General features: G+C 69.1%; 23 protein-coding genes and 5 pseudogenes. 8 read left to right on the forward strand and 20 right to left on the reverse strand.

Annotated features, from left to right (window positions below; all coding sequences use genetic code 11):
- Positions 1 to 160: 160 nt before the first annotated feature.
- Complete coding sequence (locus ACFZCY_RS44335) at positions 161 to 1,396, reverse strand: IS701 family transposase (RefSeq protein ID WP_391187335.1); 1,236 nt, start codon at positions 1,394 to 1,396, stop codon at positions 161 to 163.
- Positions 1,397 to 1,688: 292 nt separating this feature from the next.
- Between ACFZCY_RS44335 and ACFZCY_RS44340 the strand changes: the two genes are divergently transcribed.
- The gene (locus ACFZCY_RS44340) at positions 1,689 to 2,123 is read left to right on the forward strand and encodes a winged helix-turn-helix domain-containing protein (RefSeq protein WP_391187337.1); all 435 of its coding nucleotides are present in this window, start codon (positions 1,689 to 1,691) and stop codon (positions 2,121 to 2,123) included.
- On the opposite strand, the gene ACFZCY_RS44345 is transcribed toward ACFZCY_RS44340, so the two are convergent.
- The 3 genes from ACFZCY_RS44345 to ACFZCY_RS44355 all read right to left on the reverse strand — a co-directional run bounded on the left by ACFZCY_RS44345 (position 2,107) and on the right by ACFZCY_RS44355 (position 3,618).
- Complete coding sequence (locus ACFZCY_RS44345; RefSeq protein ID WP_391187339.1) at positions 2,107 to 2,520, reverse strand: protein kinase; 414 nt, start codon at positions 2,518 to 2,520, stop codon at positions 2,107 to 2,109. The two genes, ACFZCY_RS44340 and ACFZCY_RS44345, sit on opposite strands and share 17 nt — an antisense overlap.
- 360 nt (positions 2,521 to 2,880) lie before the next feature.
- Complete coding sequence (locus ACFZCY_RS44350) at positions 2,881 to 3,276, reverse strand: hypothetical protein (protein WP_391187341.1); 396 nt, start codon at positions 3,274 to 3,276, stop codon at positions 2,881 to 2,883.
- Between the two features lie 39 nt (positions 3,277 to 3,315).
- On the reverse strand, positions 3,316 to 3,618 hold the full coding sequence (locus tag ACFZCY_RS44355; RefSeq protein ID WP_391187419.1) for a hypothetical protein: 303 nt from the start codon (positions 3,616 to 3,618) through the stop codon (positions 3,316 to 3,318).
- A 159-nt stretch (positions 3,619 to 3,777) separates the two neighbouring features.
- On the opposite strand from ACFZCY_RS44355, the gene ACFZCY_RS44360 reads away from it, so the two are divergent.
- The gene (locus ACFZCY_RS44360; protein WP_391187343.1) at positions 3,778 to 4,164 is read left to right on the forward strand and encodes a Tn3 family transposase; all 387 of its coding nucleotides are present in this window, start codon (positions 3,778 to 3,780) and stop codon (positions 4,162 to 4,164) included.
- Positions 4,165 to 4,477: 313 nt separating this feature from the next.
- Here ACFZCY_RS44360 and ACFZCY_RS44365 read toward each other — a convergent pair whose 3' ends face one another.
- From ACFZCY_RS44365 to ACFZCY_RS44375, 3 genes are all read right to left on the reverse strand, one after another.
- Positions 4,478 to 5,254 carry an SDR family oxidoreductase gene (locus tag ACFZCY_RS44365; RefSeq protein ID WP_391187345.1) on the reverse strand — a complete coding sequence of 259 codons (777 nt, stop codon included), beginning with the start codon at positions 5,252 to 5,254 and terminating at the stop codon, positions 4,478 to 4,480.
- A 149-nt stretch (positions 5,255 to 5,403) separates the two neighbouring features.
- On the reverse strand, positions 5,404 to 6,162 hold the full coding sequence (locus tag ACFZCY_RS44370) for a glucose 1-dehydrogenase (RefSeq protein WP_391187347.1): 759 nt from the start codon (positions 6,160 to 6,162) through the stop codon (positions 5,404 to 5,406).
- Positions 6,163 to 6,281: 119 nt separating this feature from the next.
- Complete coding sequence (locus ACFZCY_RS44375) at positions 6,282 to 6,548, reverse strand: Atu4866 domain-containing protein (RefSeq protein WP_391187349.1); 267 nt, start codon at positions 6,546 to 6,548, stop codon at positions 6,282 to 6,284.
- A gap of 139 nt (positions 6,549 to 6,687) precedes the next feature.
- Between ACFZCY_RS44375 and ACFZCY_RS44380 the strand changes: the two genes are divergently transcribed.
- On the forward strand, positions 6,688 to 7,536 hold the full coding sequence (locus tag ACFZCY_RS44380) for a helix-turn-helix domain-containing protein (protein WP_391187352.1): 849 nt from the start codon (positions 6,688 to 6,690) through the stop codon (positions 7,534 to 7,536).
- A gap of 182 nt (positions 7,537 to 7,718) precedes the next feature.
- Here ACFZCY_RS44380 and ACFZCY_RS44385 read toward each other — a convergent pair whose 3' ends face one another.
- The 6 genes and pseudogenes from ACFZCY_RS44385 to ACFZCY_RS44410 all read right to left on the reverse strand — a co-directional run bounded on the left by ACFZCY_RS44385 (position 7,719) and on the right by ACFZCY_RS44410 (position 13,390).
- Positions 7,719 to 9,479 (reverse strand): recombinase family protein, encoded by a 1,761-nt coding sequence (locus ACFZCY_RS44385; RefSeq protein WP_391187354.1) that lies wholly within the window; start codon positions 9,477 to 9,479, stop codon positions 7,719 to 7,721.
- Between the two features lie 127 nt (positions 9,480 to 9,606).
- Complete coding sequence (locus ACFZCY_RS44390; protein ID WP_391187356.1) at positions 9,607 to 10,020, reverse strand: DUF4158 domain-containing protein; 414 nt, start codon at positions 10,018 to 10,020, stop codon at positions 9,607 to 9,609.
- A complete protein-coding gene (locus tag ACFZCY_RS44395) occupies positions 9,978 to 10,148 on the reverse strand; it encodes a hypothetical protein (RefSeq protein ID WP_391187358.1) in 171 nt (56 codons plus the stop codon). The genes ACFZCY_RS44390 and ACFZCY_RS44395 overlap by 43 nt, the downstream gene beginning before the upstream one ends.
- Positions 10,149 to 10,650: 502 nt before the next feature.
- Positions 10,651 to 12,345, reverse strand: coding sequence for an IPT/TIG domain-containing protein (locus ACFZCY_RS44400; RefSeq protein ID WP_391187360.1), 1,695 nt, complete (start codon positions 12,343 to 12,345; stop codon positions 10,651 to 10,653).
- Between the two features lie 463 nt (positions 12,346 to 12,808).
- Positions 12,809 to 13,006 (reverse strand): annotated as a pseudogene (locus ACFZCY_RS44405) (hypothetical protein); the annotation flags it as partial.
- A 16-nt stretch (positions 13,007 to 13,022) separates the two neighbouring features.
- A pseudogene (locus ACFZCY_RS44410) lies at positions 13,023 to 13,390 on the reverse strand (hypothetical protein).
- Between the two features lie 248 nt (positions 13,391 to 13,638).
- Between ACFZCY_RS44410 and ACFZCY_RS44415 the strand changes: the two are divergent.
- The gene (locus ACFZCY_RS44415; protein WP_384288190.1) at positions 13,639 to 14,070 is read left to right on the forward strand and encodes a VOC family protein; all 432 of its coding nucleotides are present in this window, start codon (positions 13,639 to 13,641) and stop codon (positions 14,068 to 14,070) included.
- Between the two features lie 46 nt (positions 14,071 to 14,116).
- Here the strand turns inward: ACFZCY_RS44415 and ACFZCY_RS44420 are convergent.
- The 5 genes and pseudogenes from ACFZCY_RS44420 to ACFZCY_RS44440 form a co-directional block, all read right to left on the reverse strand.
- Positions 14,117 to 14,512, reverse strand: a pseudogene (locus ACFZCY_RS44420) (transposase family protein); the annotation flags it as partial.
- 62 nt (positions 14,513 to 14,574) lie between these two features.
- Positions 14,575 to 15,012: pseudogene (locus ACFZCY_RS44425) on the reverse strand (arginase family protein); the annotation flags it as partial.
- A 36-nt stretch (positions 15,013 to 15,048) separates the two neighbouring features.
- Positions 15,049 to 16,242, reverse strand: a pseudogene (gene argJ / locus ACFZCY_RS44430) (bifunctional glutamate N-acetyltransferase/amino-acid acetyltransferase ArgJ); the annotation flags it as partial.
- 270 nt (positions 16,243 to 16,512) lie between these two features.
- Positions 16,513 to 17,967 (reverse strand): FAD-dependent monooxygenase, encoded by a 1,455-nt coding sequence (locus ACFZCY_RS44435; protein WP_391187363.1) that lies wholly within the window; start codon positions 17,965 to 17,967, stop codon positions 16,513 to 16,515.
- Between the two features lie 187 nt (positions 17,968 to 18,154).
- Entirely contained in the window at positions 18,155 to 18,682 is a 528-nt protein-coding gene (locus ACFZCY_RS44440) for a GNAT family N-acetyltransferase (protein ID WP_391187365.1), read from the reverse strand.
- Positions 18,683 to 18,868: 186 nt separating this feature from the next.
- Here ACFZCY_RS44440 and ACFZCY_RS44445 point away from each other — a divergent pair, with 186 nt between their 5' ends.
- On the forward strand, positions 18,869 to 20,449 hold the full coding sequence (locus ACFZCY_RS44445) for a cytosine permease (protein ID WP_391187367.1): 1,581 nt from the start codon (positions 18,869 to 18,871) through the stop codon (positions 20,447 to 20,449).
- Positions 20,450 to 20,678: 229 nt separating this feature from the next.
- On the opposite strand, the gene ACFZCY_RS44450 is transcribed toward ACFZCY_RS44445, so the two are convergent.
- A complete protein-coding gene (locus ACFZCY_RS44450; RefSeq protein WP_391187369.1) occupies positions 20,679 to 21,182 on the reverse strand; it encodes a MerR family transcriptional regulator in 504 nt (167 codons plus the stop codon).
- 17 nt (positions 21,183 to 21,199) lie between these two features.
- A complete protein-coding gene (locus tag ACFZCY_RS44455; protein WP_391187371.1) occupies positions 21,200 to 22,201 on the reverse strand; it encodes a zinc-binding dehydrogenase in 1,002 nt (333 codons plus the stop codon).
- Between the two features lie 308 nt (positions 22,202 to 22,509).
- Here ACFZCY_RS44455 and ACFZCY_RS44460 point away from each other — a divergent pair, with 308 nt between their 5' ends.
- From ACFZCY_RS44460 to ACFZCY_RS44470, 3 genes are all read left to right on the forward strand, one after another.
- Entirely contained in the window at positions 22,510 to 22,791 is a 282-nt protein-coding gene (locus tag ACFZCY_RS44460; RefSeq protein WP_391187373.1) for a hypothetical protein, read from the forward strand.
- 475 nt (positions 22,792 to 23,266) lie between these two features.
- The gene (locus ACFZCY_RS44465) at positions 23,267 to 23,551 is read left to right on the forward strand and encodes an alpha/beta hydrolase (RefSeq protein ID WP_391187376.1); all 285 of its coding nucleotides are present in this window, start codon (positions 23,267 to 23,269) and stop codon (positions 23,549 to 23,551) included.
- Between the two features lie 429 nt (positions 23,552 to 23,980).
- Complete coding sequence (locus ACFZCY_RS44470) at positions 23,981 to 24,172, forward strand: hypothetical protein (protein WP_391187378.1); 192 nt, start codon at positions 23,981 to 23,983, stop codon at positions 24,170 to 24,172.
- Positions 24,173 to 24,323: the final 151 nt, after the last annotated feature.

The following is a 24,323-nucleotide window of genomic DNA, read 5'->3' on the forward strand; positions in this document are numbered from 1 at the left end:
GAACTCCTCCGAATACCGCTTCGAGTACTGACTACCCACCTGGCACTACTTCCTCTGGAACCTCACGTCCCAGTCTCCAGGTGTCCAGTCACAAGGGGAAGCTTCAGGTAGTGGCAGCGCCTGGCGATCGCCTGACGTCTGCGCCGCCACTGGGACCAGCTCATTGCGTGGATGCGAAGCGGTGGGCGGGGCCGGCGTGCGAAGTCAGTTGCCAGGAGCCGGCGGACTTCTGCCACGGTGAGCGGGACCATGGTGGAACCGTTTCTGCACCCCCCTTTGCCGCTGCCTGTGCCGTCGTGGCCGCGAGAAAGGCGTGCACGAGCATAGCCAGGGTGATGTGCCTCATCCAGCCGACGTAGCGGCGGACTTCGTACTGGTCCAGGCCGAACTCGTTCTTCGCGGCCTGGAAGCATTCCTCGATCGCCCACCGGCGCCCGGCAACGCGCACGAGCCGGTCGACGCCGGCGCCCACCGGCGCGTATGCGAGGTAGTAGGCGATCTGATCGGGTCTGCTGATACTGCGCCGGGCCAGCGCCCAGCGGTGATGGGTGGGCCGCTCACCGTCGAAGTCCTCGGTCACCGGGAGCTGGACGGCCGCCCAGTCATAGACGCGCGGGCCCTTGGCGCCGTCGCCGCACGAACGTTGCTCCCATGCCTCATCCGGCGCCTGGCTGAAGAGATAGTCGATCCGGCCGAAGCGGGGCACCGGCTGGGACTTCGGGACGGCGAGCACGTAGCCGACCGCGGCTTCTTCCAGCATCCGGCGGAAGCGCCACTCCTGGCCGTAGGCGGCATCCGCGGTCACCCAGGCGATCGGCAGCGGGGAGGCGAGTGCGCGCAGCACCATTGCCCTGGCCAGCTCTGGTTTGGTGGCGAAGGCCCGTTCGTCGGGGATCTTGGCGGCGTGGCAGCGTTCGCGGTCGTCCGTCCAGGACTTGGGCAGATACAGCTCGCGGTCCACCAGGGCGCGTGCGCTGGTGGTGGCGTAGGCGGCGAAGACGCCGATCTGGCAGTTCTCGGTGCGGCCGGCGGTGCCGGAGTACTGGCGCTGCACGCCCGCGGAGGTGGTGCCTTTCTTGATGAAGCCGGTGTCGTCGAGGATGAGGACTCCGTCGGCCTCGCCGACCTTGTCGGCGACGTATGTCTGCAGGTCGTCGCGGACGTCGTCGGCGTTCCAGGTGGCTCCGTTCAGTAGCCGTTGCAGGCCGTCGGGGGTGCGGTGGCCTGCGTGTTCGGCCAGTTGCCAGCCGTTTTTGCGGCCGACCGGGCCGAGCAGGGCGCGGACGTAGTCACGCATGCGGCGTCGCAGGTCGGCGCGGCCGAAACGGTGGCCGATGCGCAGGAAGAGGTCGTCGAGTTCACGGTCCCAGGTCGCGTCGGCAAGGTCGTCGATCACGCGGGGAGGCTGCCCTCATCACCGCGCAGACAGTTCTCGATGTCATTCGTTGGAGGGGCGGTCCGGCAAGACCGCCCCTGACATGCCAGCAGCCAACTACACTCCCGACGATGCCTCTGACCAAGCCAGATAGCGAAACGCTGCTGGAGTACTACTGAGTTTTTCGTTAGTTCTGTGGGCGCGGGGGCTTCAGTGGTGTGAGTATCCAGTGCTGTCTTCTCGCGCTGAGTCTGATGTCTGTGCTGTATCTGTTCCGCCGTTGACACGGCCGCAGTTGGCCGAGGCCCGTCGCATGCGCGCGGCCGAGATGTTCGAGCGGGGATGTGCCCAGGCCGAGGTCGCGCGGGCGGTGGGAGTCTGCCTGGAGAGCGTCCGGCGCTGGAAACGGGTGTGGGAGCAGGGCGGGATGCAGGCACTGCGACGGCGCCCGGCTACCGGCCGCCCGCCCAAACTCGACGACGCTCAAGTCGCGGCCGTGGAAGCAGCGTTGGTGCAGGGCGCCCAGGCGCACGGGTTCGAGGCCGATCTGTGGACTCTGGAACGGGTGGGTGTGGTGGTGGAGCGGCTGACCGGGGTGCAGCTGGCGCGGGCGTCGGTGTGGCGGCTGCTGACCGGGCGGCTGGGCTGGAGCCTGCAGCGCCCGCAGCGCCGGGCCGTCGAGCGGGACGACGCCGAGATCGCCCGGTGGATCGCCCATGAGTGGCCCCGCATCAAAAAGGGGCAGTGAAGAAACGTATCTCGTGCGCGTAGGCCAGCGCGGAGATCAGAGGCCGCCCGATCCGGTCGAAGTAGGCCAGCCAGTCCAATGGCCGGCCGTCCGCCATCTCGTCCTTCAGGGACCGGTCGATCCACTCCAGGACGATGTAATACCGTTCGAGCTCGTCGTCCCAGCCGGAATCGAGCAGGCGCACGATGTGCGGATGCTCCAGAGCCCCGAGCGCCGAAGTCTCACGCTCCAGGAAGATCCGGGTGATGGTGTCGTCCTCGCGCTGCTTGAGCAGCTTCACCGCCACCTGGTCGCCGCTCGGGCTCGTGATGTCAACGCCCCTGCGGACTTCGGACAGTCCACCCGCGCGGGCCTCGTCCGGCAGCAGCGCGAACCTGCCGTTGATCGTTTTTCCCACCCGATGCTCCTCGCGTTCCCCTGCCGCTGTGCAGCACTCCCCAACACCCCATCTTGCCAGCGGTTTCACCCAGGGACAGGCTTTCAGCGCACCTGGACACCAGCCGCCGACCGCGGCGGCCCAGCCCAGCCTCGCCCGCCTCGACGACGTCTCACCCATGCAGCACCTGCATAGCTGAACTGGCCGACCTCCGGACGTCAGTCCTTTTGTTTGTCTGCCCCGTCGTCGTGTAGGTTCTCACTTTCGGTGTCAGGCGCCGACGCTGTGACCTGGACGTTCCCCTTCAGTCTCACGACGTGTCGGCAGGCGGCTGTCTCAGATCGGTGTCATTTCCTCAGACTGCCCCGCTGCCCAAGCGCGTCACGAACCTGCATCGGCAGCCCTCCGTTCCATCCACTCGCGCACGGTCACTGCTCGCTCGATGCGGCTGACGATGTCCTTCTTGGATGCCGTGCCCAGGGTCTCCGGGATCTTGTCGAAGGTGTCGGGAAGGACGTCGAGCAGACCCCAGATCTGTTCGCCGGTGCTGACGGTCAGCAGTTGCTGGCACCTCCACTGCAGCGGCATCTCAGGACGGTGCGTGAGCCGCTGCACGAGCGTCGGAAACAGGTAGTGCATCGCCTCTGCTGCGAGGTGGTCTTGGAGCCAGTCGGCCGGGAGGCGCTGGCTGAAGCCGTGCATGGCGGCCTCTTGGGCCAAGTCCAAGAGCTGAGCGGTGTCGACGGCTCGGACAGTGCGGGGAAGGGTAGGGGTCATGTCGAGATGATCCCAAGAAGCCTCCGCGGGGCCGAGAGGTCAGCTGGGCCGGGACGCGATCTGCCGACGGGCAAGACCCCAGACTTCCTCGAACTCCTCGGAAGTAAGTTCCTCGGGGTCGTGGCCTTCCCATTCCGAGACGGGCAGCTCGGCTGTGATCCCGAACCTGCTGTCGTAATCATCAAGGCGGCCTGCGTCGAGGCCCCGCTGCCACTCGGCGAGGGAGGCAGCTGCGATCGGGGTCAGCTCAGGCCCTTCGAGTTCGACCTGCCGGATCACCCAGCCTTTGGCGTCGACCTCGAAGTAGAACCAGATGTCTTCCTCATCCCAGTAGCAGCGCATCCATGTGGTCACCAGGCCATGATGCCGGGCCAGATCGCGCCGCCCTACTCCGCCTTGTCTCATGGCTGGGCGATGAGTCCTGTGGATCGGTCGAGCCGGAAAGGAGAACCGCCTTGGGTTGGATCCCAGCGCCGTCGGCAGCGATCACAAGGGGGCGTCGTGCGGCTGGAGCAGGTGCTGCGTCGCTTCACCCGGGGTGGCCCCAAGCACCCCACCTACCAGGCACTCGAAGAACTCGGCCGGGCCGTGCGCACGATCTTCGCGTGCGACTACCTGGCCAGTCCCGGCCTGCGCCGCGAGATCCACGGCGGGCTCCAGGTTGTGGAGAACTGGAACAGCGCGAACACCGTGCTCCACTACGGCAAGGACGGCGCCCTGACGGGCCCCGACAAGGAGCACGCCGAGACGTCGATGCTCGCCCTGCACCTGCTCCAGTCCGCGCTCGTGCACGTCAACACCCTGCTGGTGCAGCAGGTCCTGGCCGAACCGGCGTGGGCGAAGAAGCTGACCGACGAGGACCGGCGCGGCCTGACCGCGCTGTTCTGATCCAACGTCAACCCGTACGGCACCTTCCGCCTTGACATGGACAAGCGCCTCGACCTGGCGTCAGCCGCCGCAGCCGTGCCCCGCCCCCGCACAGCGGCGGATACGGCCGATCGGTCGGCTGCGCAGACGCGATAGCGGAAAACAGTCCGCTGGCGGTCCCTGTCGTGGAGTACTGGAGTCGGCGGCTACGGTTAGGGCGCCTGACTATGCCGCTGCGCGACTCGGGCACCTCCCGGTTACATCATCCGGTAGAAGTGCCGACGACCAGGGCCTGCGGGCCGTGGTCGCCAGATATGTGCTGTCTGATGCGTCGCTAGATTGCGGTGAAACCGCCGTCAGCGGCGACCACGGCTCCCGTGACGAAACTGGAGCGGGGCGAGACGAGGAAGCACAGGACCTCGGCGATCTCCTCGGGCTGCGCCACACGTCCCAGGGGCTGCGCGGCGGCGAAGGACGCCAGGTAGGCGCGGCTGTCGGGGCGGATCGTGTCGAGGAAGTCCGTCTCGATGACGCCCGCGGCCACGAGGTTGGCGCGGATGCCCAGCGGGCCGCCCTCGACGGCGAGCACCTTGGTCAGTTGGGCCAGAGCGCCCTTCGACGCACTGTAGGCGACGCCTTCGGGCAGGGCGACGGTGGAGGCGTACGAGCCGGTGCTGACGATGGCGCCGCCGCCGCGGCTCTTCATGGCCCGGAACGCCTCGCGGGCGCAGAAGAAGGAGCCGCGGGCGTTAACCGCCATCACGGTGTCCCAGTCCTCGGCCGTGGTTTCGGTGACGGGTTTGTTCTGGGTGCGCCCGGCATTGTTCACGAGGATGTCCAGTCCGCCGAAGGCGTCCAGGGCCGTTGCCACCGCGCGGTGGGCGGTCTCCTCCTGGGTGATGTCACCGTTTGTCGCGACGACGCCGGGAAACTCTTCCGCCAGGTTCGTGACGTCGGGGCGGAGGTCGAGGGCGACGACCCGGGCGCCGCAGGCGTGGAGGAGCGCCACGGCCTCCCGGCCCACCCCTCGCGCGGCTCCAGTGACGAGGGCGATCTTCCCAGCGAACTCGGTGGATTCGGATGTTGCGGCGGATGCGGTTGCAGGTGTCATGGTGCGGTCCCTGGAGAAGGTGAGTGTGAGTACAGGCGCCGGTGCAGGGCATCTGAAGTGCTGTGCAGTGGTGCGGTGCGCGGACCGGCTGGGCCGCGCCGTTGACGCATTCACGGCAGGCCCACGTGGACGTCGTACGGCTGGGTTGTTCAGTGCGCGGTGAGCCCGCCGTCGACCACCAGCTCCGCGCCGGTGACGAACGAGGAGTCGTCGCAGGCCAGGAAGAGGATCGCGGGTGCGATCTCGTCGGCGCGGCCGGCTCGGCGCATGGGGGTGCGTTGGATGTCCGGCTGCTGGTCGCCTTGGTCGTCCAGGAGGTCCTGAATCATCGGCGTGGCGATCACCCCGGGATGCACCGAGTTGATCCGTACTCCCTGCCGGGCGTACTCGACTGCGGCGGTCTTGCTCAACAGGCGCACGGCCCCCTTGGACGCCTGGTAGGCCGCAGCCGCACCGCTTCCTACCAGGCCGAGTACTGACGACGTATTGATCACCGACGCGTTGCCGCTCGCGCGCAGGAGCGGCATCGCCGCCTTCATGCCGAGCCATGTGCCTTTCTGGTTCACGTCGATGACGCGGTCCCACGCCTCTTCCCGCGTGTCCTCGATACCTGGCCAGTCCAGGATGCCGGCGAGGTTCACGAGCACGTCCAGCGTTCCGAACCGGTCGCGTACGACGGTGATCACTTCGTCCCACTCCCGCGCGGAGGAGACATCGAGGCGGGCAGCGACGACGTCCGCGCCGCGTGCCCCGATCCGGTGGGACAGGTCCTTCAGGGGGCCTTCGGCGATATCGGTGATCACTAGCCGGGCGCCTTCGCGGGCGAAGAGTTCGGCGGTCGCTGTGCCGAGGCCGCCGGTCGCGCCCGTGATCAGCGCGACCTTGCCGTCAAGTCGTTGTCCTGTCATGGATATGGTCCTTGATTCTCGTTGCTGCTGGCTGACTGACTGGCTGCTGTGTCGGGACTTCTTGGTCCGCCGACGGCGGATTCGCCCCCGGTGCCAGGGCGGCCGTGGCCCGGCCTCCTCTACGACGACTTCTGCTCCCGGTAGAGCACGAGGTGCTCGTGATAGAGCACTCCGTCCCGGATGTCGCCCGTGGCGGTGAACCCGATGTCGTCGACGTAGTCCAGGTGGCTGCCGGTCACCGTGTACCGACCGGTGTACGCGCTGCGCCGCTCGCCGCGGGCTTCGTCGTAGCGGCCGTCCGGCAGCAGCTCCTGACGGATGTGACCATCCGCGGTCACCCACATCCCGACCACGTCGACGTGGTCGCCCTCAACGGTCCCGGCCATGGCGGACTCCTCTCCTCGAATGGTGTGGTCCTTCCCGCTCCACCGAGTCTGGGCAGGTCAGCGGCCATCAACCAGGACGCGTGCTGCCTGGGTGCGGCACACCCAGGCAGCACACCGGGCCGCCGCCTAGCCTGCACACATGGACGACAACCACCTGGGAGACTTCCTGCGCGCACGCCGCGCCAGCCTGCGGCCGGACGACGTCGGCATGGCGAGCTACGGGGCCCGCAGAGTCGCCGGACTGCGACGCGAGGAGGTCGCAGTCCTGGCCGGAGTGAACGCCGACTACTACACCCGCCTGGAACAAGGCCGCGAGCGCAACCCCTCACCCCAGGTGGTCGACGCGCTCAGCCGCGCGCTGCGCCTCGACGCGGACGCACGCGCGCACTTGTACCGGCTGGCCGGGGCCACGCCGAACGACCAGCCCTCCGTCCACGCCGCCGAGCGGGTCAGCCCTTCGCTGCGACAGCTGATGGACGGCTACCCGAACACTCCAGCGTTCGTCATGAGCCGGACCCTGGACCTCCTCGCCGTCAACGCCCTGGCCGATGCCCTCTACGCCCCGTTCGAGCCGGCGGACAACTTGGCCCGCATGACCTTCCTCGACGCCGCGGGCCGCAACTTCTACACGGACTGGGACCGGGCAGCACAGGCCACCGTCGCCAACCTTCGCGAGGCAACCGGGTTCGACCCGGACAACCCACGGCTGCGCGAACTCGTCCGCACCCTCACTGAGCACAGCGCGGACTTCACCCGCCTCTGGAACGCCCACACCGTGCGCGGCAAGACCCAGGACGCCAAACACTTCCTCCACCCGGACGTCGGCCCCCTCACCCTCACCTACCAGGCTTTCGACGTACGCGACGCCCCCGGCCAGCAGCTCGTCATCTACCACGCCGAACCAGGCAGCCCCAGTGCCCAGTCCCTCAATCTGCTCGGTTCCATCCACGCCACCCGGCGCCGGCCCGCCCCCCGGCCCCACCGCTGATCAGCCGACGGAACATGGAGATAGGTCGGCAATAGTGCACGGTCGATTTCGCCCCCGCGTGTTTCATAGGTGGTCGCTCATGAAACACCCGGCCGCACGGCCGGTCACCTGTGGCGATCATGTTTCATGAGTCGTTGCAAACGGCCCTGTTCTCCCGAAGGTGCCATGAAGTGACAAGTAACTCAGGGTGTCGTTAGGGCCTTGGTTCCAGTACGGGGTTCTGGAACTTCGGGGCCGGTGAGGGTGGCGAAGTCGGCGTGAGCTCGCTCGACGGCTTCTGGGTACGCCTCGCGCTTGGCGTGCTCGGCGAGCGCCCGGTAGATGCTGGCCACCGAGGGGTTCTGTCCCTTGCGCTTGCCGGTGGGGATGATCAGGTCGGGCTGGATCTGCTCGACGGACTCGCCGCCCGCGCGGCGCCGCAGCACGGTGTGGAGCATGTCGTCGGTGATGACCGGTGGCCGGCCGCCGTGCTTGCCCTTGCGTGCCGCGGTATCGAGCCCTTCGAGTGTGGACTCGCGGATGTTCTCCCGCTCGGTCTCCGCCATTGCGGCGAAGAACGCGAACAGCAGCTTGCCGGGGCCGGTGGGGTCGTAGATGCCGGGCAAGGGCCCGGCGAGCATCTCCAGGACCAGGCCGTGGGCGGTGAGGTGGTCGGCGAGCGCGGTGAGTTCGGCGGCGTCGCGGCCGAGCCGCTTCATCTCGTACACGGTGAAGATGACCCGGCAGTGCGGAGCGTGCGCCTTGACCTCCCGGGCGGTCCGCAGCGCCTCCTCGCACTTCGGCCGTACGCGGATGCGGGTGCTGATCTTCTCGCTGAAGATCTTGTCCCTCGGGATGCCGTGCTTGCTGAGCGCGTCGAGCTGGGAGTCGAGTTCCTGCCCGAGGGTCGAGCAGCGCGCGTAGCCGATGCGGATGTCCGCGCTCGGCAGGCCGGGGTCGATCGGTGCCAGGGGCGGGGTGCCCGGCCGCCATGGCCGGCCCGGGCCGCGGTCGGCCGGGGTCGGTACCCGCAGCACCTTCTTCAGTCGGGGCACCAGGGTGAAGCGACGGGTGTGGTAGGCGGAAGCGACCGCGCCGCCGCGCGAGCGGCACGGCGAGCCGGGCTGCGCGCCGCACTTCGGACAGGCGTGCTGTTCGACGTCGTCGGCGTCCGACCGGTCGGTTGGGGAGGGCTGCTGAGGGTCCGGCACCCAGATCTCCCGCCGCCGCAGGTGGTCCCGCAGCGCCACGAGCACGCACAGCTCGTACGGGATGCGCTCGACCCGGCCGCGCTCATCCACGACCGCCTTACGCCACTCCTCGCGCACCACCCCGGCCAGCGGGATCTTCTCCGCCTCGTCGAAGAACGCGCCCTCCTTTGCGATGGGCTGGTCCAGATACCGCTTGAGCAGGTCGATGGCATCCATCACCGGCCGGTAGGCGGTGTTGTTGCACTTCAGATCCAGCGCGTTGAGCAGCGGCGAGAGCATCCGCCGCCAGTGGTTGGAGTACGACGAGCGCAGCACCGTACGCACCCGGGCCCGGTAACGCGCCTCGTTCGCCGCGGCCTCCGCCGCCAGCGCCTTCAGCGTGGACTCCCCGGCCACCGGATAGCTCACCTTGCGGACCGTGCCACCCGGCTCCGCGACCGCCGCCTCCGCCAGCCGCAGCAGGATGCCCTCCTTGCCGCGGACCCGCTTGAGCTCCTTGTTGAACTCGCCCTCGACTTTCTTCTCCGCCCGTGTGTTGATCTTCTGCACGAGCTGAATGACCAGCTCCACCAGCGAGTCGGTGATCTCCGTCTCCCGCACATGGCACAGCGTCGACAGCAGCGTGTACCGCACCGGCCCGCCCGCCGCCCGCAGGTCCGACGAATGCTCCTTCGCCGCCCGCGCCCGCCAGGCCGCCACCAGCTTCTCCGACACGTCCGCGAACAGCTCCGGCGGCAACTCCAACGCTCTCACTCGCTGGAGCTTGTTCACCTCCGCCAGCAGGCTGTCCAGCCCCAGCGCACCCGGGTCCGCCTTGAGGTCGGTGAAGAACGCGCCCCACCGCCCGCGCTCTCGGCGTCCGTGCCGGAGTCCTCTGCGATCAGGTCGTCCAGCCGGGACCGGGTCGCCGCCGACAGCCGGCCCACCGTGGCCGCGCAGAACCGCTCCTCGAAGGTGCTGACCGCCGAGCCCACCATCCGGGCGATACGCCCCGGCGTCGGCGGCTCCAGCCGGTCCTGCGACAGCGGGCCACCACCGCCTCCGCCAGCCGGTCCCGGTTCAGCTCCACCCCACACAGCTCGACCGCCAGCCACTCGGCGAGCTGAGCCTGGTCCTCCTTGGTGCACTCACGAAAGCCGAACGCGCCCCGGATCTCCGTCCGGTGCCGCTTGATCGCCCGCCCCGACCAGTCGTACGCGGCCCACTCCTCCGCGGGCACCCTCACCTGCTGAGCGACGTACGACACCGCCGCTACCGGAATCTCCCCGGCGTCCTCCGGGAACCGGGCCACCACTCGAAGAACTTCAGCAACAGCGCGAACCCCAGCCGGTTCGCCCCCGACTTGTTCCGCAGCCGCTCCTGATCCTCCTCCAGCAGCGTCCAGACCTCGATCAGGTCCTCCGGTTCCCACTCCTGCCGCACCCCGGTCTCCTTCCGGTCGTCATGACCGGACCAACCTCGCCGAGCCCAGCCCCCGATGAGCCCGGAAGATCCGAAACTCGGACAAGCGCACCCAGATCCGCTACAGGGAGCTACTTGTCACTTCGCCGTAGCTTCGGGAGAACAGGGCCTATTCGGCATGTGTCCAGGACTCCTTGCGGGCCCGTTCGGCGAGCCGGTCGGCGGCGTCCAGCAGGGCCGGAGCCTTCAGGGCCCGGGCCAGGAAGGCCAGTTCAGAGGAAGTCTGCCGACTGGTACGGCGGCTGACGGCCGTCCGCTGCTAGCGAGCGCCCGCACCGACGATTGGCCCTGAAGCCGGGCCCGGCGGTGCACGGACCCGGGGGGTGTGAATCGGTGCATCGCCGCCCTGCGGCCGCAGATGCCGGATACAACGAGCGGACCCGCAGCCGGGGCACGCAGGCGTACAGCGTGCAAGGCCACCCGGCCACGGCGCTCGCGCCGTGCCGTGGCCGGGCCGGCGGGGTCAGACGGCGGGGGCGTCGAGGTAGGTGTAGGTGCTTGTGGTGCTGCCGCCGAGGGTGGTGACGGTGACGGTGATGTCGCCGGCGGGGTGAGACGGGGCGGTGGCGGTGATCATCTGGTCGGAGATGACGGCGAACGGTGCGGGCGCGTTGTCGAAGGTGACCTCCTGGGTGGTGGCCAGGCGGTCGCCGGTGAGGGTGACGTCGGTGCCGCCGCCGGTGGGTCCGGAGGCGGGGCTGGCGCCGGTCACGGTGGGGGTGTCGAGGTAGGTGAAGGTCAGGCCGCCGGCGCTGCCGCCGGGGGTGATGACGGTGACGGGAACCGGGCCGGGGGACGGGACGGCGGGGATGATGACGGTGACGGCGGTGTCGGTGGCGGACTCGATGGTGGCCGTTCGGGAGCCGAAGCGCACCGAGGTGGCTCCGGCCAGGTTGGTCCCGGTGATGACCGCGGTACCGCCGCCCGTGACGGGGCCCATGGCGGGTTCGCCGCCGTTGGTGGTGATCCCGGTCAGCAGCGGGGCGGGGAGGTAGTAGAAGGTGCCGAAGACGGCGGTGCCGCCCGGGGTGGTGACGGTGACAGGGACCGCGCCCGATCCGGCGGGGGTGCGGACGGTGACCGAGGTCGCGGTGTCGGCCAGGATCGTGGCGGGGGTGTCGCCGAAGCGCACGGCGGTGGCTCCGGCCAGGTCGTGGCCCCGGAGGGTCACGATGGTGCCGCCGGCGGTGGTGCCCTGGCTGGGCACGAGCGTCAGGGCGATCACGCTGACGGCGTTGTCGGTGTTGTCCGTCACGTACAGCCGGTTCCCGGCGGGGGTGACTGCGATGCCGATGGGGCCGTTGCCCACGGGGATGCTGCCGGTGGCGGTGCTGGTGGCGGTGTCGATCACGGTGACGGTGTTGTCGGTGAAGTCGGTGGTGTAGGCGGCGGTCCCGTCCGGACTCACGGCCACGAAACGCGGCAGGGTGCCCACCCCGACGGTGGCGACGGCGGTGTTGGTGGCGGTGTCGATCACGCTGACGCTGTTGCCGCCCGCATTGCAGACGTAGGTGCGGGTGCCGTCCGGGCTGAAGGCGACGATCACCGGCACGTCGCCGGCGGTGAAGCTGTCCGTGACGGTGTTGGTCGCGGTGTCGACCACCCTGACCGTGCTGTCGCCGACGCAGCAGACGTAGGCACGGGCCCCGTCGGGGGTGACGGCGACGCCGATCGGCGCGGGGCCGGTGGTCACGGTGGCGGTGACGGTGTTGGTCGCCGTGTCGACCACGCTGAGGGTGTTGGCGGTCTGGCCGGTGACGTAGGCGCGGGCGCCGTCCGGAGAGAGCGCCACCCCGAGGGCTCCGGCACCGACCGCGACGGTGGCCGTGAGGGTGTTGGTGGCGGTGTCGACCACCCCGAGGGTGCCGGCGTCGTTCAGGGTCACGTAGACGCGGGTGCCGTCCGGGGAGACCACCGTGAGGGTCGGGCCGCCCGCAGTGGCGACGGTCGCGGTGACGGTGTCGGTGGCGGTGTCGATCACGCTGAGGGTGTTCGACCCCCGGTTTGCGACATAGCCGCGTCCCCGGTCCGGGGACAGTGCCACCCCCAGCGGGGAGAGGCCGACGGGGATCGTGGTGTCAGCCGACAGCACAGTGAAGCGCTGCCGGGGCAGCGCGACGGCGGACAGCAGCGCATCGGGTCGGGTCAAGTCGGTCACGGCGCGGCCTTTCTGAGCGCGGATCGGGGACCCGCAGGCCACTGCCCCGGGCGGAGATCAGTCCCCGGGACAGTGGCTGCGGTTGATGCCGCCGCGAGACTCTCCGCCTGCGGCGGGGCGGCCCGCGCTGCAGGCGGCCGATGGTCCTCGCTGGTGCCACGCAGGAGAACCGCTGCGACCGCCTCAAGCACGGCGCCCGGCAAGGGATGGGCAGCCCACCCGGTTCCACTACTCAAAGTGACCCATAATGTCAAATGGGTGACAAGGGTTGGTTGTGCGAATCACCCGAACAGCCCAGTGCGTGACGTCGGCGGCTTCTCGAAGGCCCCGCCTGGCCGGGCGGGAAACCGCGCCACGATGTGTGCAGCGCCGACCTCCGCAGCGGCCGCGTCCGGGCCTTGGCGTGGCGTCAGACGACGGAGTGGGTCACGGTGCCCGTGTAGGTGCCCATCGCCGCGGTGGCGTCGGTGATGACGAGGCAGCCGGAGAGCGGGTCGACGCCGATCTCCTGCACCTGCCAGCCGCGCTCGGTCAGCCCGGCGGTGAGGGTGCGGGTGATCTCCGTCATGGGGGCGGGGTTCTCCGTGGCGACGTCGAGGTCCTGGCTGAGCCGGTCGACCAGGCCGTGGGCTTGCACGGCGTATCCGCCGGTGATGACCAGCGGGTAGGGGGTGCCTTCACGCTGCGGCTGCTGGGCGGGCGGCGGCCAGCTCGGGGAACGCGGCTTCCCATACGTCTCGGATGGCGCGGCTGATCAGCGTGCGCAGCACGGGCCACTGTGCCACCAGGAGGTCCTGGTTCAGCAGGGTGATGAGGTCGTCGTGCTGCCCTTCGGCCAGCACGGTGCGGTACATGCTCATCCGCGACCGCGGCCGGTCGAGGTCGAACCGGGTCAGGCCCGACCAGGCCACGTGCAGCGGCAGCTGCACCGTGCCGTGCGCCGGCCGGCCAGCTCGCCGAGCCGGGCGGGCAGCCTGCGGGCGTACCGCTCCCGCAGCACCTCGGCAGCGGACGGCGACCGCTCGGCGGCAGGCACGGCGGACATGCAGACAAGTATGGCGCAGCACCTCGGCGAGCGTCGTCAGCTTCAGCGAGCGGAGGCGGAGGTGTACGGCCGCACCGGGATGACCCGACCGCCAGGCCCCAAGCTGTGTACTTGCAGATCTCGGAGTCTTCAGTTTTCAGAAGGAACGATGAGCTTGCTGAGGACCTGCTTGAACCGGGGCTTTCAAGGCAACCCGTGCGGACCTACCCACCCAGGGAGATGAGCAGGACCCCTGTTATCGTGCGCCGATGTCAACGATCAAACAGTTCCAAGTGACCTTCGACTGCGCGGAACCTGCGCGCCTCGCCGCTTTCTGGTGCGAGGTGCTGGGGTACGTCGTACCGACGGTCCCGGAGGGCTTTGCCACGTGGGAGGAGTACCACCGCTCGCTGCCGCCTGAGGATGAGATCTACTTCGCGTGCACTGATCCCTCCGGTGTGGGTCCACGCCTGCTCTTCCAGCGAGTTCCCGAAGGCAAGGTCGTCAAGAACCGGGTGCATCTCTGTGTGCGGGCCGGCGCCGGGCTCGTGGGTGACGAGCGCCTGGCCACACTCGAGGCCGAATGCGCACGGCTGATGGCTCTCGGCGCGAAACACGTGCTGACGCAGCGCGCCGATGGCGTCAACGAGTCGTGCATCACGATGCAGGACATCGAGGGCAACGAGTTCTGCCTCGCCTGAATCTCCTCCAAGACTGCGAGGTGGGGAGCCGTCTCCCGTGGACCTCTCAGGTCCCGCATGCGGCAGGAGCTATCCCGTGAGAGCGGGCGATGCCGAGCAAGGCGTGGTGGACGCCGTCGCCGCGCAGGCGGCAGTCGCGGAGGATCTACCACGTCTTCATGCGGGCGAAGCAGTGCTCGACGCGGGCGCGGACTTGCTTGTGCGATTTGTTGTGGGCCTGCTTCCAGTCGGGCAGCTCCTCGCCCGGGCGGCGTCGGTGCGGCGTCACCAGGCCGGTGCCCGGGTAGCCGCCGTCGGCGATCGTGGTGGTGGTACCGACGGCGGCCTTGGCGCCGGACTCGGCCCAGGCCCGGCTGTCGTGCCGGTTGCCCGGCAGCGGTCGGCCAACCGCGACGACCAGGCGGCTGTCGGCGTCGATGACGACCTGGTGGTTGGTGGAGTAGCCTCGATGAAGTCCAGCTCGGCGGGATCGAGAGCACGAACACCCGCGAGCACGATCTGCCGGGTGGAAAGGCGCTCCTCCGGCCTGGGCAACAGTTGTGACGGCCCCTGGCCGAGCAGGGTGCGCAGCACCATTCCGTGGAAGCCCCCCGAGGGAGATGCGTCGGGGGTGTTGAGGTCCGCGTGGGCGTCGAACCAGACGACTGCCAGGCTGTCGCCATGGCGAGCGACGGCGCGGGCGACAGGCGCGAGCTCGATACCGCAGTCGCCACCCACAGCGACCAGCGTGTCATCGCCGCTCCGGCCCAGCGCGGCCCTGGTTGCTTCTAGCGAGCGGGTCAGCACATCGAGGTGGCGTACGCCGTCCTGGTCCTGTCCGGGACGGGGGTCGATTTCGACGACAGTGCGTCGCGCTGCGGGAAGCAGCGCGCTCAGCCGGTGCGCGCCCTCAGTCAGCCGTTGAGGATTGCGTGCAACCGGCCCTTGCCACTGAGGAATCACGAGAACGGTACGGGATCCGTTGTTGCGGTCGAGCCCGGTCGTGTAGTCCGCGTTGATGCGAATGTAGCCGGCGGACAGGTCGCAGCCGTAGACCGTGGCTTCCGCCTCCCCGAGGCCCAGCGTAATAACGATGTCGACCTCATCCTGGCGCATGATGCCGACGACTTTGTCGAGGGTGTCTGCCTCGGGCTCTTCGGGGTACACCTCGATGTCGCCGAATCTCAGGGTGACGTTGCCCGGCGCGATGTCGGTGTCGTCGGTGTTCTTGCCGAGGGCCATCCGTACTCGACCCCAGTTGGGGTCGGCGCCGTGGACGGCCGTCTTGACCAGAGGGGAGTTCACCACGCTCTTGGCGATGCGTTTGGCCTGTTCGTAGTCGCCGGCCTGGCCGACTGTGACGCGCAGGAGCTTGGTGGCGCCTTCGCGGTCACTGGCCAGCTGGTGGGTGAGGTCCAGGCACAGGTCGGCGAGGGCTTCGGAGAACTGCGCCGGATCGACTGGTCCTGCCGCGCCGTTGGCGATGACCGCCACAGTGTCAGAGGTGGAGGTGTCGGTGTCGACGCTCAGGCAGTTGAACGTGCGATTCACCGCTTGGCGCAATGCGCTGTCCAGGTCGGCCGGGGACATCTCCGCATCGGTGAACACGTAGGCCAGCATCGTGGCCATGTTGGGTTCCAGCATGCCGACGCCTTTGGCGATGCCCACGATGCGGGCCTGCCCGACGGTCCGTACGGCGGTCTTCGGGCGGGTGTCGGTGGTCATCATCGCGCGGGCCACATCCAGCGGTCCGGCCATGAACGCCGCGAGGCCGCGCTTGGCGGTCTCGTCGAAGTGCGTACGGATAGTGCCCATCGGCAGTGGGCGTCCGATGACGCCGGTGGAGCCGATGAGTACCTCGTCCTCCGGGATGCCCAGTATCCCGGCGACGCGGCGGACGACCTCGGCGGCGTTCTCCTCGCCCTGACGCCCGGTGGCGACGTTCGCGTTCTGCGCCAGCGTCGTCACGGCACGCAGGTTCTACCCCGCGGCATGTACACGACTGAGGACTACGGCCGGACCCGCGAAGAGACTTTGGGTGAACATCGCGGCGCTGGTGGCTGGCCGGTCCGACGCGACGATTGAGATGTCGTCGCCGTGCTCGCGCAGTCCGCCGTGTCCTGCGTAGGCCCGGAAGCCTGTCGGCCACGCCAAGGGGCCAGAGTCTTGAGTCAATGCATGACCATGCGTCATGCGGCATATATTTGCACTTTGTGGGCTGTCCATCGAGATCCACCCCAGGCGCACTACACCTCGCCGTGCGGCCGGTTCGGCGAGCTCTGGCATGTCGCAGAACCTATCGCGCGGGGCATTCTGCGAAAGCTGTTTTGCGAGGGGTTGTGAGAACGGAGATGAGGGGCAAACCGGACACGGTCCGGTGGGGGTCCGCGATCTCTCAGAACTATTCATTTGTGAGAGTCGCGCTGCGGGAACCGGCGCTTGCGCGCCCGCTGGGCGTGCTGTTCAGGCTGCCCTGAACCAGGCCCCCAGCGCTTCGTGCAGGTCATCGTTCGTGGTGCCTTGCCAGGCGACGCAGCAGTCGGGCCGGAGAAGCAGTGCGGTGTCGAGTTCTGGGACGGTTACGGTGTCGACGTGCGACGCCCAAACGCCCGCATCGAGGGTGCCGGTGGGGTCCAGGAGGAGCGGGCGGCCGGTGCAGGTGAGTTCACGCAGGCCCGGCAGGTCCGGTGCCCATCGGCCGACGAGCGGTCCGGTTGCCGGCCCCATGTCGTAGGTGATGTCCGCGCCGGATAGCAGATTCGCAATGTGCTGCCGTGTCGCAGGCTGGGCGAGCAGCTCGCTGAACAGTTCACGCAACGCCGTCACATCGGCGCCCGGGCGTATCAGTTGCGACTGCGCCTGAGTGTGCATAGCGACCCGCTGCGCCACCGGGGACCGCTCCAGCTCGTAGGTGTCCAGCAGTCCCTCCGGCGCGTGGCCGCGCAATTCCGCGGCCAGCTTCCAGCCGAGGTTCACCGCGTCCTGCAGGCCCAGATTGAGCCCCGGGCCACCGATCGCCGAGTGTACGTGTGCGGCGTCACCGAGCAGGAACACGCGGCCTGCACGGTACTGCGACGCGATCCGGGTGTTGCCGCCGAACAGCCGCCGCATCATATGCGGTCCCGGTCCGGTCGGCGGGTGGAGCGGCAGGTCCGCGCCGAGCACCCGGGAGGCGCTGGCCCGTAGCTCGTCAAGTGAAGCCGCACCCTCGGCTGGCTGATCCCACTCCGTCGTGCTGATCAGCGGAGCGCCGCCCGGGAACGGTGCCCAGGTGATCAGGCCGCGCTCAGTGCGCAGGTGTCGAAACGGCGGTATGACACCGAAACCGGGTACAACTAGGCCGCCATCAGCGCCGACCATCTCCAAGGGCACGCTCACGTGTCCGGTGCGCGACACCGAGGCATCTGCGGTCACGCCGGGAAACTCGATCCCGGTGAGCTTGCGGACCGTACTGTGCCCGCCATCGGCGCCGACCAAGAACGTCGCCTCCACCGACTCCCGCCCGCGCAGCTCGACCGTCACCGAGTCTTCGCCCTGCGTCAGGCCGGTGACCTCGTGACCGCGGCGGACCTCGGCGCCCAGTTCGGCTGCGCGCTCCGCGAGCATCTGCTCGACCCTGCGCTGCGGGACCATCAACGTGTAGAGCGGGTTGTCCGGCAGGTCGTTCAGGCCGAGCGGGAACGCGCCGAACACGAAGCCGGGCGCCGGCTCAGGTGTGGCACCGGGTGCGGTTAGCCGCTCGTACAGTCCGCGCCGGTCGAGCATGCGGACGACCTGGCCGACCAGGCCGTTCGCGCGCTGCTCGCCGGACGGTTCGGTGAGGCGTTCCAGGACGAGCGGGCGCGCGCCGGCCAGAGCGAGTTCGCAGGCCAGCATCAGTCCGTTGGGTCCGGCGCCCGCGATGATGACGTCGATCATGGGCACGATCCCACGCAGGGGGCAGCCCGGTCGTCCGCCGGCAGCCGACCGGGATGCCTCCGGCGCATCGGCGGACGCGGAGGCAGCAACGGCGCTACCCGTTCTTACAGAGCATCAGCACAGGGTCATCCGACGCCCGCACGACTCTGCCGCCACCCATCCCTGCACATGAACCCGAGGTGATCAGTTAGTCGCCGAGGATCCGCTCCCACAACAGCCCGTCCCGCCAGCTCCCGTCGAGAAAGATCGAGGAGTGCGCGACGCCGTACGGGCTGAACCCGTTGCGGCGCAGCACTCGCTGCGACGGCAGATTCTCCAGATTGGTGGACGCCTCGGCGCGGTGCAACCCGAGTTCGTCCGTCATCACCCCGAGTACAAGCCCGACGGCGCGCCCGGCGTGCCCTTGATTCTGGGCCACGCTGGCGATCCAGTATCCGACGGAGCCGCGGCGCAGGTGCGGCTGCGGCAGGATGCCTCCGACGGTGACCTGCCCGATCACCTGGTCGTCGGCGAGCACCACGCCCGGCCATACCGTGCCGGCCCGGTATCCGGCCAGCAGGCCGTCGATCCGCTCCGCCTGGCCCTCCGGGGTGAAGAAGTCGGCAGGCCGGGCCGGTTCCCACGGCCGGAAAGCCTCGAAGTCCCGCACCCGATGCGCGGCGATCGGGGCAGCGTCGGTGGGCTCGATCAGGCGGATCCTGGTGCTGCTGCGCATGGGCTGATCCTCGTCGCAGTGCGTCGGATGAGACGGCCAGCCTATGCGAGGGTGCCCCGCGCCACCGCCCCCACGCCCGCTGGGTCGCCGAGCCGGCCTTCGCCTCGTTTCAGCCCCGCGCCGCCGGCGGTTGCCGCTGGTCAGGGGCGGGACGCAGACTGTGGCCCCGTCCCTGACCATGGGGCGATGCCACAGCCGGACCGGAGGGTGGAGCCCGTGACCACGTCGATCACCGAGATCGAGACCCATGGCGTCGAACGCATACCGGACGAGGACCGGTCGGCCCGCCCGATCGACCTCTTCCGGCTGGCTTTCGGCGGCGCCAACACCTTCGCGACGTGCGTACTCGGCGCCTTCCCTGTCCTGTTGGGGCTGTCCTTCCGGCAAGGTCTCGCGGCGACCGTCATCGGCCTGGTCGCCGGGGCGCTGCTGCTCGCCCCCATGGCGCTGTTCGGCCCGGCGAACGGCACGAACAACGCGGTCTCGTCCTCGGCACACCTGGGGGTGCACGGCCGGATCGTCGGCTCGTTCCTCTCGCTGCTCACCGCGATCGCGTTCTTCTCCATCTCGGTGTGGTCCTCGGGTGACGCGCTCATCGGCGGGGCCCACCGGCTCGCCGGCGTACCGGAGTCGGAGGTTTCGTACGGCGTCGCCTACGCGGTGTTCGCGGTCCTCGTCCTCATCGTCTGCATCTACGGTTTCCGCTTCATGCTGCTGGTCAACAAGGTTGCCGTGACGGCCGCGTCGGCGCTTTTCGTTTTGGGCGCCGTTGCCTTCGGCGGCGATTTCGACCCCGGCTACGCGGGCACCTTCGCCTCGACCGCCGACCCGCTGTTCTGGCCGTCGTTCATCGGCGCCGCACTGATCGTGCTGTCCAACCCGGTCTCCTTCGGCGCCTTCCTCGGTGACTGGTCCCGCTACATCCCGGCCGCGACACCGCGCCGCCGGGTGATGGGCGCCGCGTTCCTCGCCCAGCTCGCCACCCTGCTGCCGTTCGTCTTCGGCCTGGCCACCGCCTCGGTCATCGCCACAAAGGCCGCCAAGTACGTCGACCCGGCCGCCCCCAACTACGTCGGCGGGCTGCTGGCGATCTCGCCCGGCTGGTACTTCCTGCCGCTGTGCCTGATCGCGCTGATCGGCGGCCTGTCCACCGGCACCACGGCGCTCTACGGCACCGGCCTCGACTTCTCCAGCGTCTTTCCGCGCTTCAGCCGGGTCAGGGCGACCTTCCTCATCGGGGCCCTGTCGATCGTGTTCCTCTTCCTCGGCCGGTTCGTCCTGAACCTCACCCAGTCCATCTCCACCTTCGCGACGCTGATCGTCACCTGCACCGCACCCTGGATGATCGTGATGGTTCTCGGCTATGTCACCCGCCGTGGCTGGTACGACGCGGAGGCGCTGCAGGTCTTCAACCGCCGTCAGCGCGGCGGCCGTTACTGGTTCACCCACGGCTGGAACTGGCGCGGGATGTGCGCCTGGCTGGTGTCCGCCGTCGTGGCGCTGCTCTTCGTGAACCTGCCGGGCCAGTTCGTCGGCCCGCTGGGCGATCTCGCGAACGGGGCCGACATCTCCCTGCCGGTCGGCCTCGCCCTCGCGGCCGTGAGCTACCTCGGTCTGCTGACCGCGTTTCCCGAACCGCGCGCGGTGTACGGGCCGGACGGCCCCCGTCTGGTGCGGGCCTCCGCCGCCGGCACCCCGCCCATCACCGACTCCCCGGGCAGCCCCGACGCCCTCTCCCCCACCGCCACCGCTTGCGAGGACACCTGAGCGGCCATGGCCGCGGCGGCCTCCGGCGCGGGCTCGGTCGGCGAGTTGTGCCGGGGGAAACTTCGCCGTTTCCACTGGGGCGTTGAGGTTCACCCATAGGGCACGTCCCAGTCAGCTCCAGCCGGCGCGGCTCGCGCCACGATCCCTGCCACAGGAGTGTCCCGGGCGCGACGCTGGTCCGCTCTCGCGGTGATGCTGGTCGGCACGCTGCCGGCCAACCTGGATGTGTTCATCGTGGTGGTGGCCGTACCGGCGTTCTCCCGTGACCTGGGGCCAGTGACGCGTCGGCCCGACGGGGTGGGAGATCAGCCCTCGAGCTCAGGTGCGAGCCCGCTGCTGCTGGGGGGGGCGGCGAACCCGGGTCGCATTGCGGCCTGCCTGCGGCTGCGGCAAGGCCCTGCCGTAGGCGTGTGAGGCGTGCGATCTCCGCGTCCAGGGTTGCCAGGCGATCGGCCACGACGTCACTGAACTCACCGGGGCGGCTGCCACAGGATGAGGACGGCTGGTCCTGCACGAGGAGGTCCAGGCGGTGGGCGCGGCGGCGGATGTCCTCCAGGGTGAGGCCCAGGGCCAGAAGGTTGCGAATGACGCGGACGCGGGCCACCTCGGCGGGGCCGTACTCACGCTGACCGGACGAGGTGCGTGGCGGGGGTCGAAGCAGGCCGCGGGCCTCGTACAGGCGCAGAGCGCGCGGTGTGGTTCCGGCTGCTGCCGCTGCCTCGCCGATCCGCATACCCGCTCCGCCCTGTCCTACAACTCCACGATTGCCGCCCCGAAGGAGCGGCCGGCGATCAGTTGGGGCAACGCCCCCGGGGCGTGCTCCATTCCGCGGACCGGGGTGTACGGGAAATGGATGTCGCCTGCCTGCAGCCAATCCCCGAAGCGGGCCTCCCACTCTGCCTCGACATCCGGGTGGTCCACGCCGCTGTAGCCGGCGATCGTAATGCCCCTGGTCAGCAGACGGTAGGAGTCGAGGACGGTCGGGGCGCTGCCGCCCGCTCGGTCTGGGGACAGCTGCCCGTCCAACGCGCCCACCAGGGCGAACCGGGCGCCCCGGTTCGCTGCGTGGACGGCGGCCGTCAGCTGTTCGCCGCCCACGGTGTCCAGGACGACGTCGATGCCCTCCGGCGCCACCTCGGCGAGTTGTCTGTCGACCGGGGCCGCTCCACGCAGCACGGTCGCGTCGTAACCGAGTTCCCGCTCCAGTCGCCGCGCCTTGTCCGGTGAGCCGGTGCTGCCGATTACCCGGGTGGCTCCCAGCAGCCGGGCGATCTGGCCCGCCATGGTGCCCACGGCGCCGGCGGCGCCGGTCACGAACACGGTGTCGCCCTCTTGGACCTCGGCCAGTCGGGTCAAGGCGCCGTACGCCGCAGAGCCCTGGGCGAGGTGGGCCACCGGGTCGGGCAGGGTGCCGTCCAGCTGCCTGCACTCGGCGGCGGCGGGCGTCGCGTAGTCCCGCCAGCCCTGAAGGTGCAGCACCAGCTGGCCCTTCTCCAGCGGCCCGTCGACCACCTCGCCGATAGCGGGACCGAACAGGGTGTCGCCGGGGTGCAGCGGCGGCAGGGGAACATCGCGGGTCTCGCCTCCGATAAGGGTGCGCAAGCCCGGGAAGACGAGGAAATGGGTAGTGCGGACCAGTACTTGGCTGGCCTCAAGACGAGGGATGGGGGCCTGTACCAGGGTGAAGTCGTCTGGGGTCGGCAACCCAGCGGGGCGGCGGGCCAGACGTACAAGGCGATGAGTCGCGTTCATGGCCGGACGCTAAGCCTTGACCCGTGGGTCAGGGGCAAGGCTCAACTTGAATATTGGCTTTGACGAGTCGACGCCCGTGGTCTTCAGCCTGCCTCGTGCGCACCGTCGACCGCCCTTCGTGCGGTCGTACCGGGTGCGGCACCGGACCCGGCGGCAGCCCCGGAGACTGCCCCCATGGAGGCGGGGCGTGCCCCACCAGAAGGTTTCCGCACACCGGCTGGGCGGCTCTCCTGTCGGCCTGTGTTCCAAAACCTCTGTGCACCAGCGAAAGCAACGTTCTGCCGGAACTGTGCGATCTGTGCGGGGCCGTGATCTCCGATCAGTCGGAGATCTATGCGGTCGTCCGTGATTCGTCCGTCATCCATTCCCATAATCCGAGGCTGGATGGGAAGCGGTGGCTCACCGCGGGCTCCCGCGAGCATATGGCTGAGCTGGTCGAACAGTACGAACAGCGGCCGTTCGTGGATGCCGAGCTGTGGGCAGGCAAGATCGGCCGTGCGATCGAGGATCACGGCGGAAAGATCAGCCCGGAGGTCCTGGCCGAGGATACCGGGCTCGCCCAGGACCAGATCGAGCTCGGGGTGTTGTGACAGAACCTGGGTGCGCTGCGCCGGCACCAGCGGTTCGGAAAGGGTGAGGGCTCGCAGGCAGAGGATTGATCAACCTGGCGGGAGGCCAGGGAGGTCAGTTTGACCTGGTGTGACGGCGATCTGTAGTCGGCCCTTCCGATAGATCGCGAAGCACACCACCGCCCTGTGCCTGGCAGCGGTCAGGCCGATCAGGGATCCCGGCGGCCGGGCCGGGCCGTCCGGCGCGTCGCCGCCCACGCGAGGACGCACCGCCGGGCGAGGCGTTTCCGCCGACGCCCGAAGACCTGGCCGCCCAGGTAGGAAAGATCCTTCCCATTGTGGACAAGTCGCACCAGGGGCACTCTCGAAACATGGCGTCCGGACAGCACACGGACCAGCCGCCCCCGCGGACAGAGGGCCCCAGGCGGGCACCCCGTCAGTCCCACCAGCAACTCTTCGTCGCGCGGGGAAGATGCAAACGACCGAGGAGAACCAAGTGAAGCACAAGATCAACTTCGACCGTGACCGTTTGACCCTGGTGGGCAACCTGTTCACCCCGGACGACTTCGATGAGAGCGGTCGCTACCAGGCTGTGATCGTGGAGGGCTCGTTCACCTCGGTCAAGGAGCAGATGGCGGGAACCTACGCCGAGAAGTTTGCCGAGCAGGGCTTTGTCGCCCTCAGCTTCGACTACGCCCACTACGGCGAGAGCGAGGGGCAGCCGCGTCAGTACGAGGCGCCCGCCGAGAAGCTCAGCGACCTGAAGGCGGCGGTCACCTGACCGAGCTCCCCTACGTGGAGGCCGTCGGCATGGTCGGCCTGTGCACCTCGGCCAGCAACGCGACCTACCTCGCCGCGCGGGACTCGCGCGTCAAGGGACTGGCGACGATCGCCGGGTTCCTCATCAACCAGGACGTGTTCGTCGCCACCTACGGCGAGGACGGCATGGCCGCGCGCCGCGAGCAGGCGGTCGCGGCCAAGAAGAAGTACGAGGAGACCGGGGAAGCGACGACCATCACGGTCTACAGCGAGACCGAAGAGGACGCGGCCAACTACATTCCGATGCCGGGCATTTTCCGACTACTACACCAACGAGTCGCGAGGCAACGTTCCGCAGTACAAGAACGAGCTGGACGTCTCGTCGTGGACGAACTGGCTCGCCTTCGACGCGCTGAGCGAGGCGTCGAACATCACCACGCCGACGATCGTCGTGCATTCCGACGAGAGCACGCTGCCCGAGAACGCCAAGGCGCTCTACGAGGCGGTTCAGGGCGAGAAGGAGCTCGTGTGGTCCGACGGCAACCACTACGACTACTACGACTCGCCGAAGCAGATGGACAACGCCGTCGCGAACGTGACCCGCTTCTTCCGCAGCCACCTCACCGAGGGACAGGCTGCCTGACACCCTCGGGTGTCACCTGATCCACAACCTGCGCCGCGCCCCGGCCGACACCCCTCCCGGGCGCGCCCCCCCCGAAGCAGGGACAGATATGACCCCGAAGAAACCCCCCCAGGCAGGGCGCGGCCCGTTACGGAAGGCGCGCCCCCCCCCA

Origin of the sequence: Streptomyces sp. NPDC007983, from assembly GCF_042958345.1 — a bacterium.
Lineage (GTDB): Bacteria > Actinomycetota > Actinomycetes > Streptomycetales > Streptomycetaceae > Streptomyces.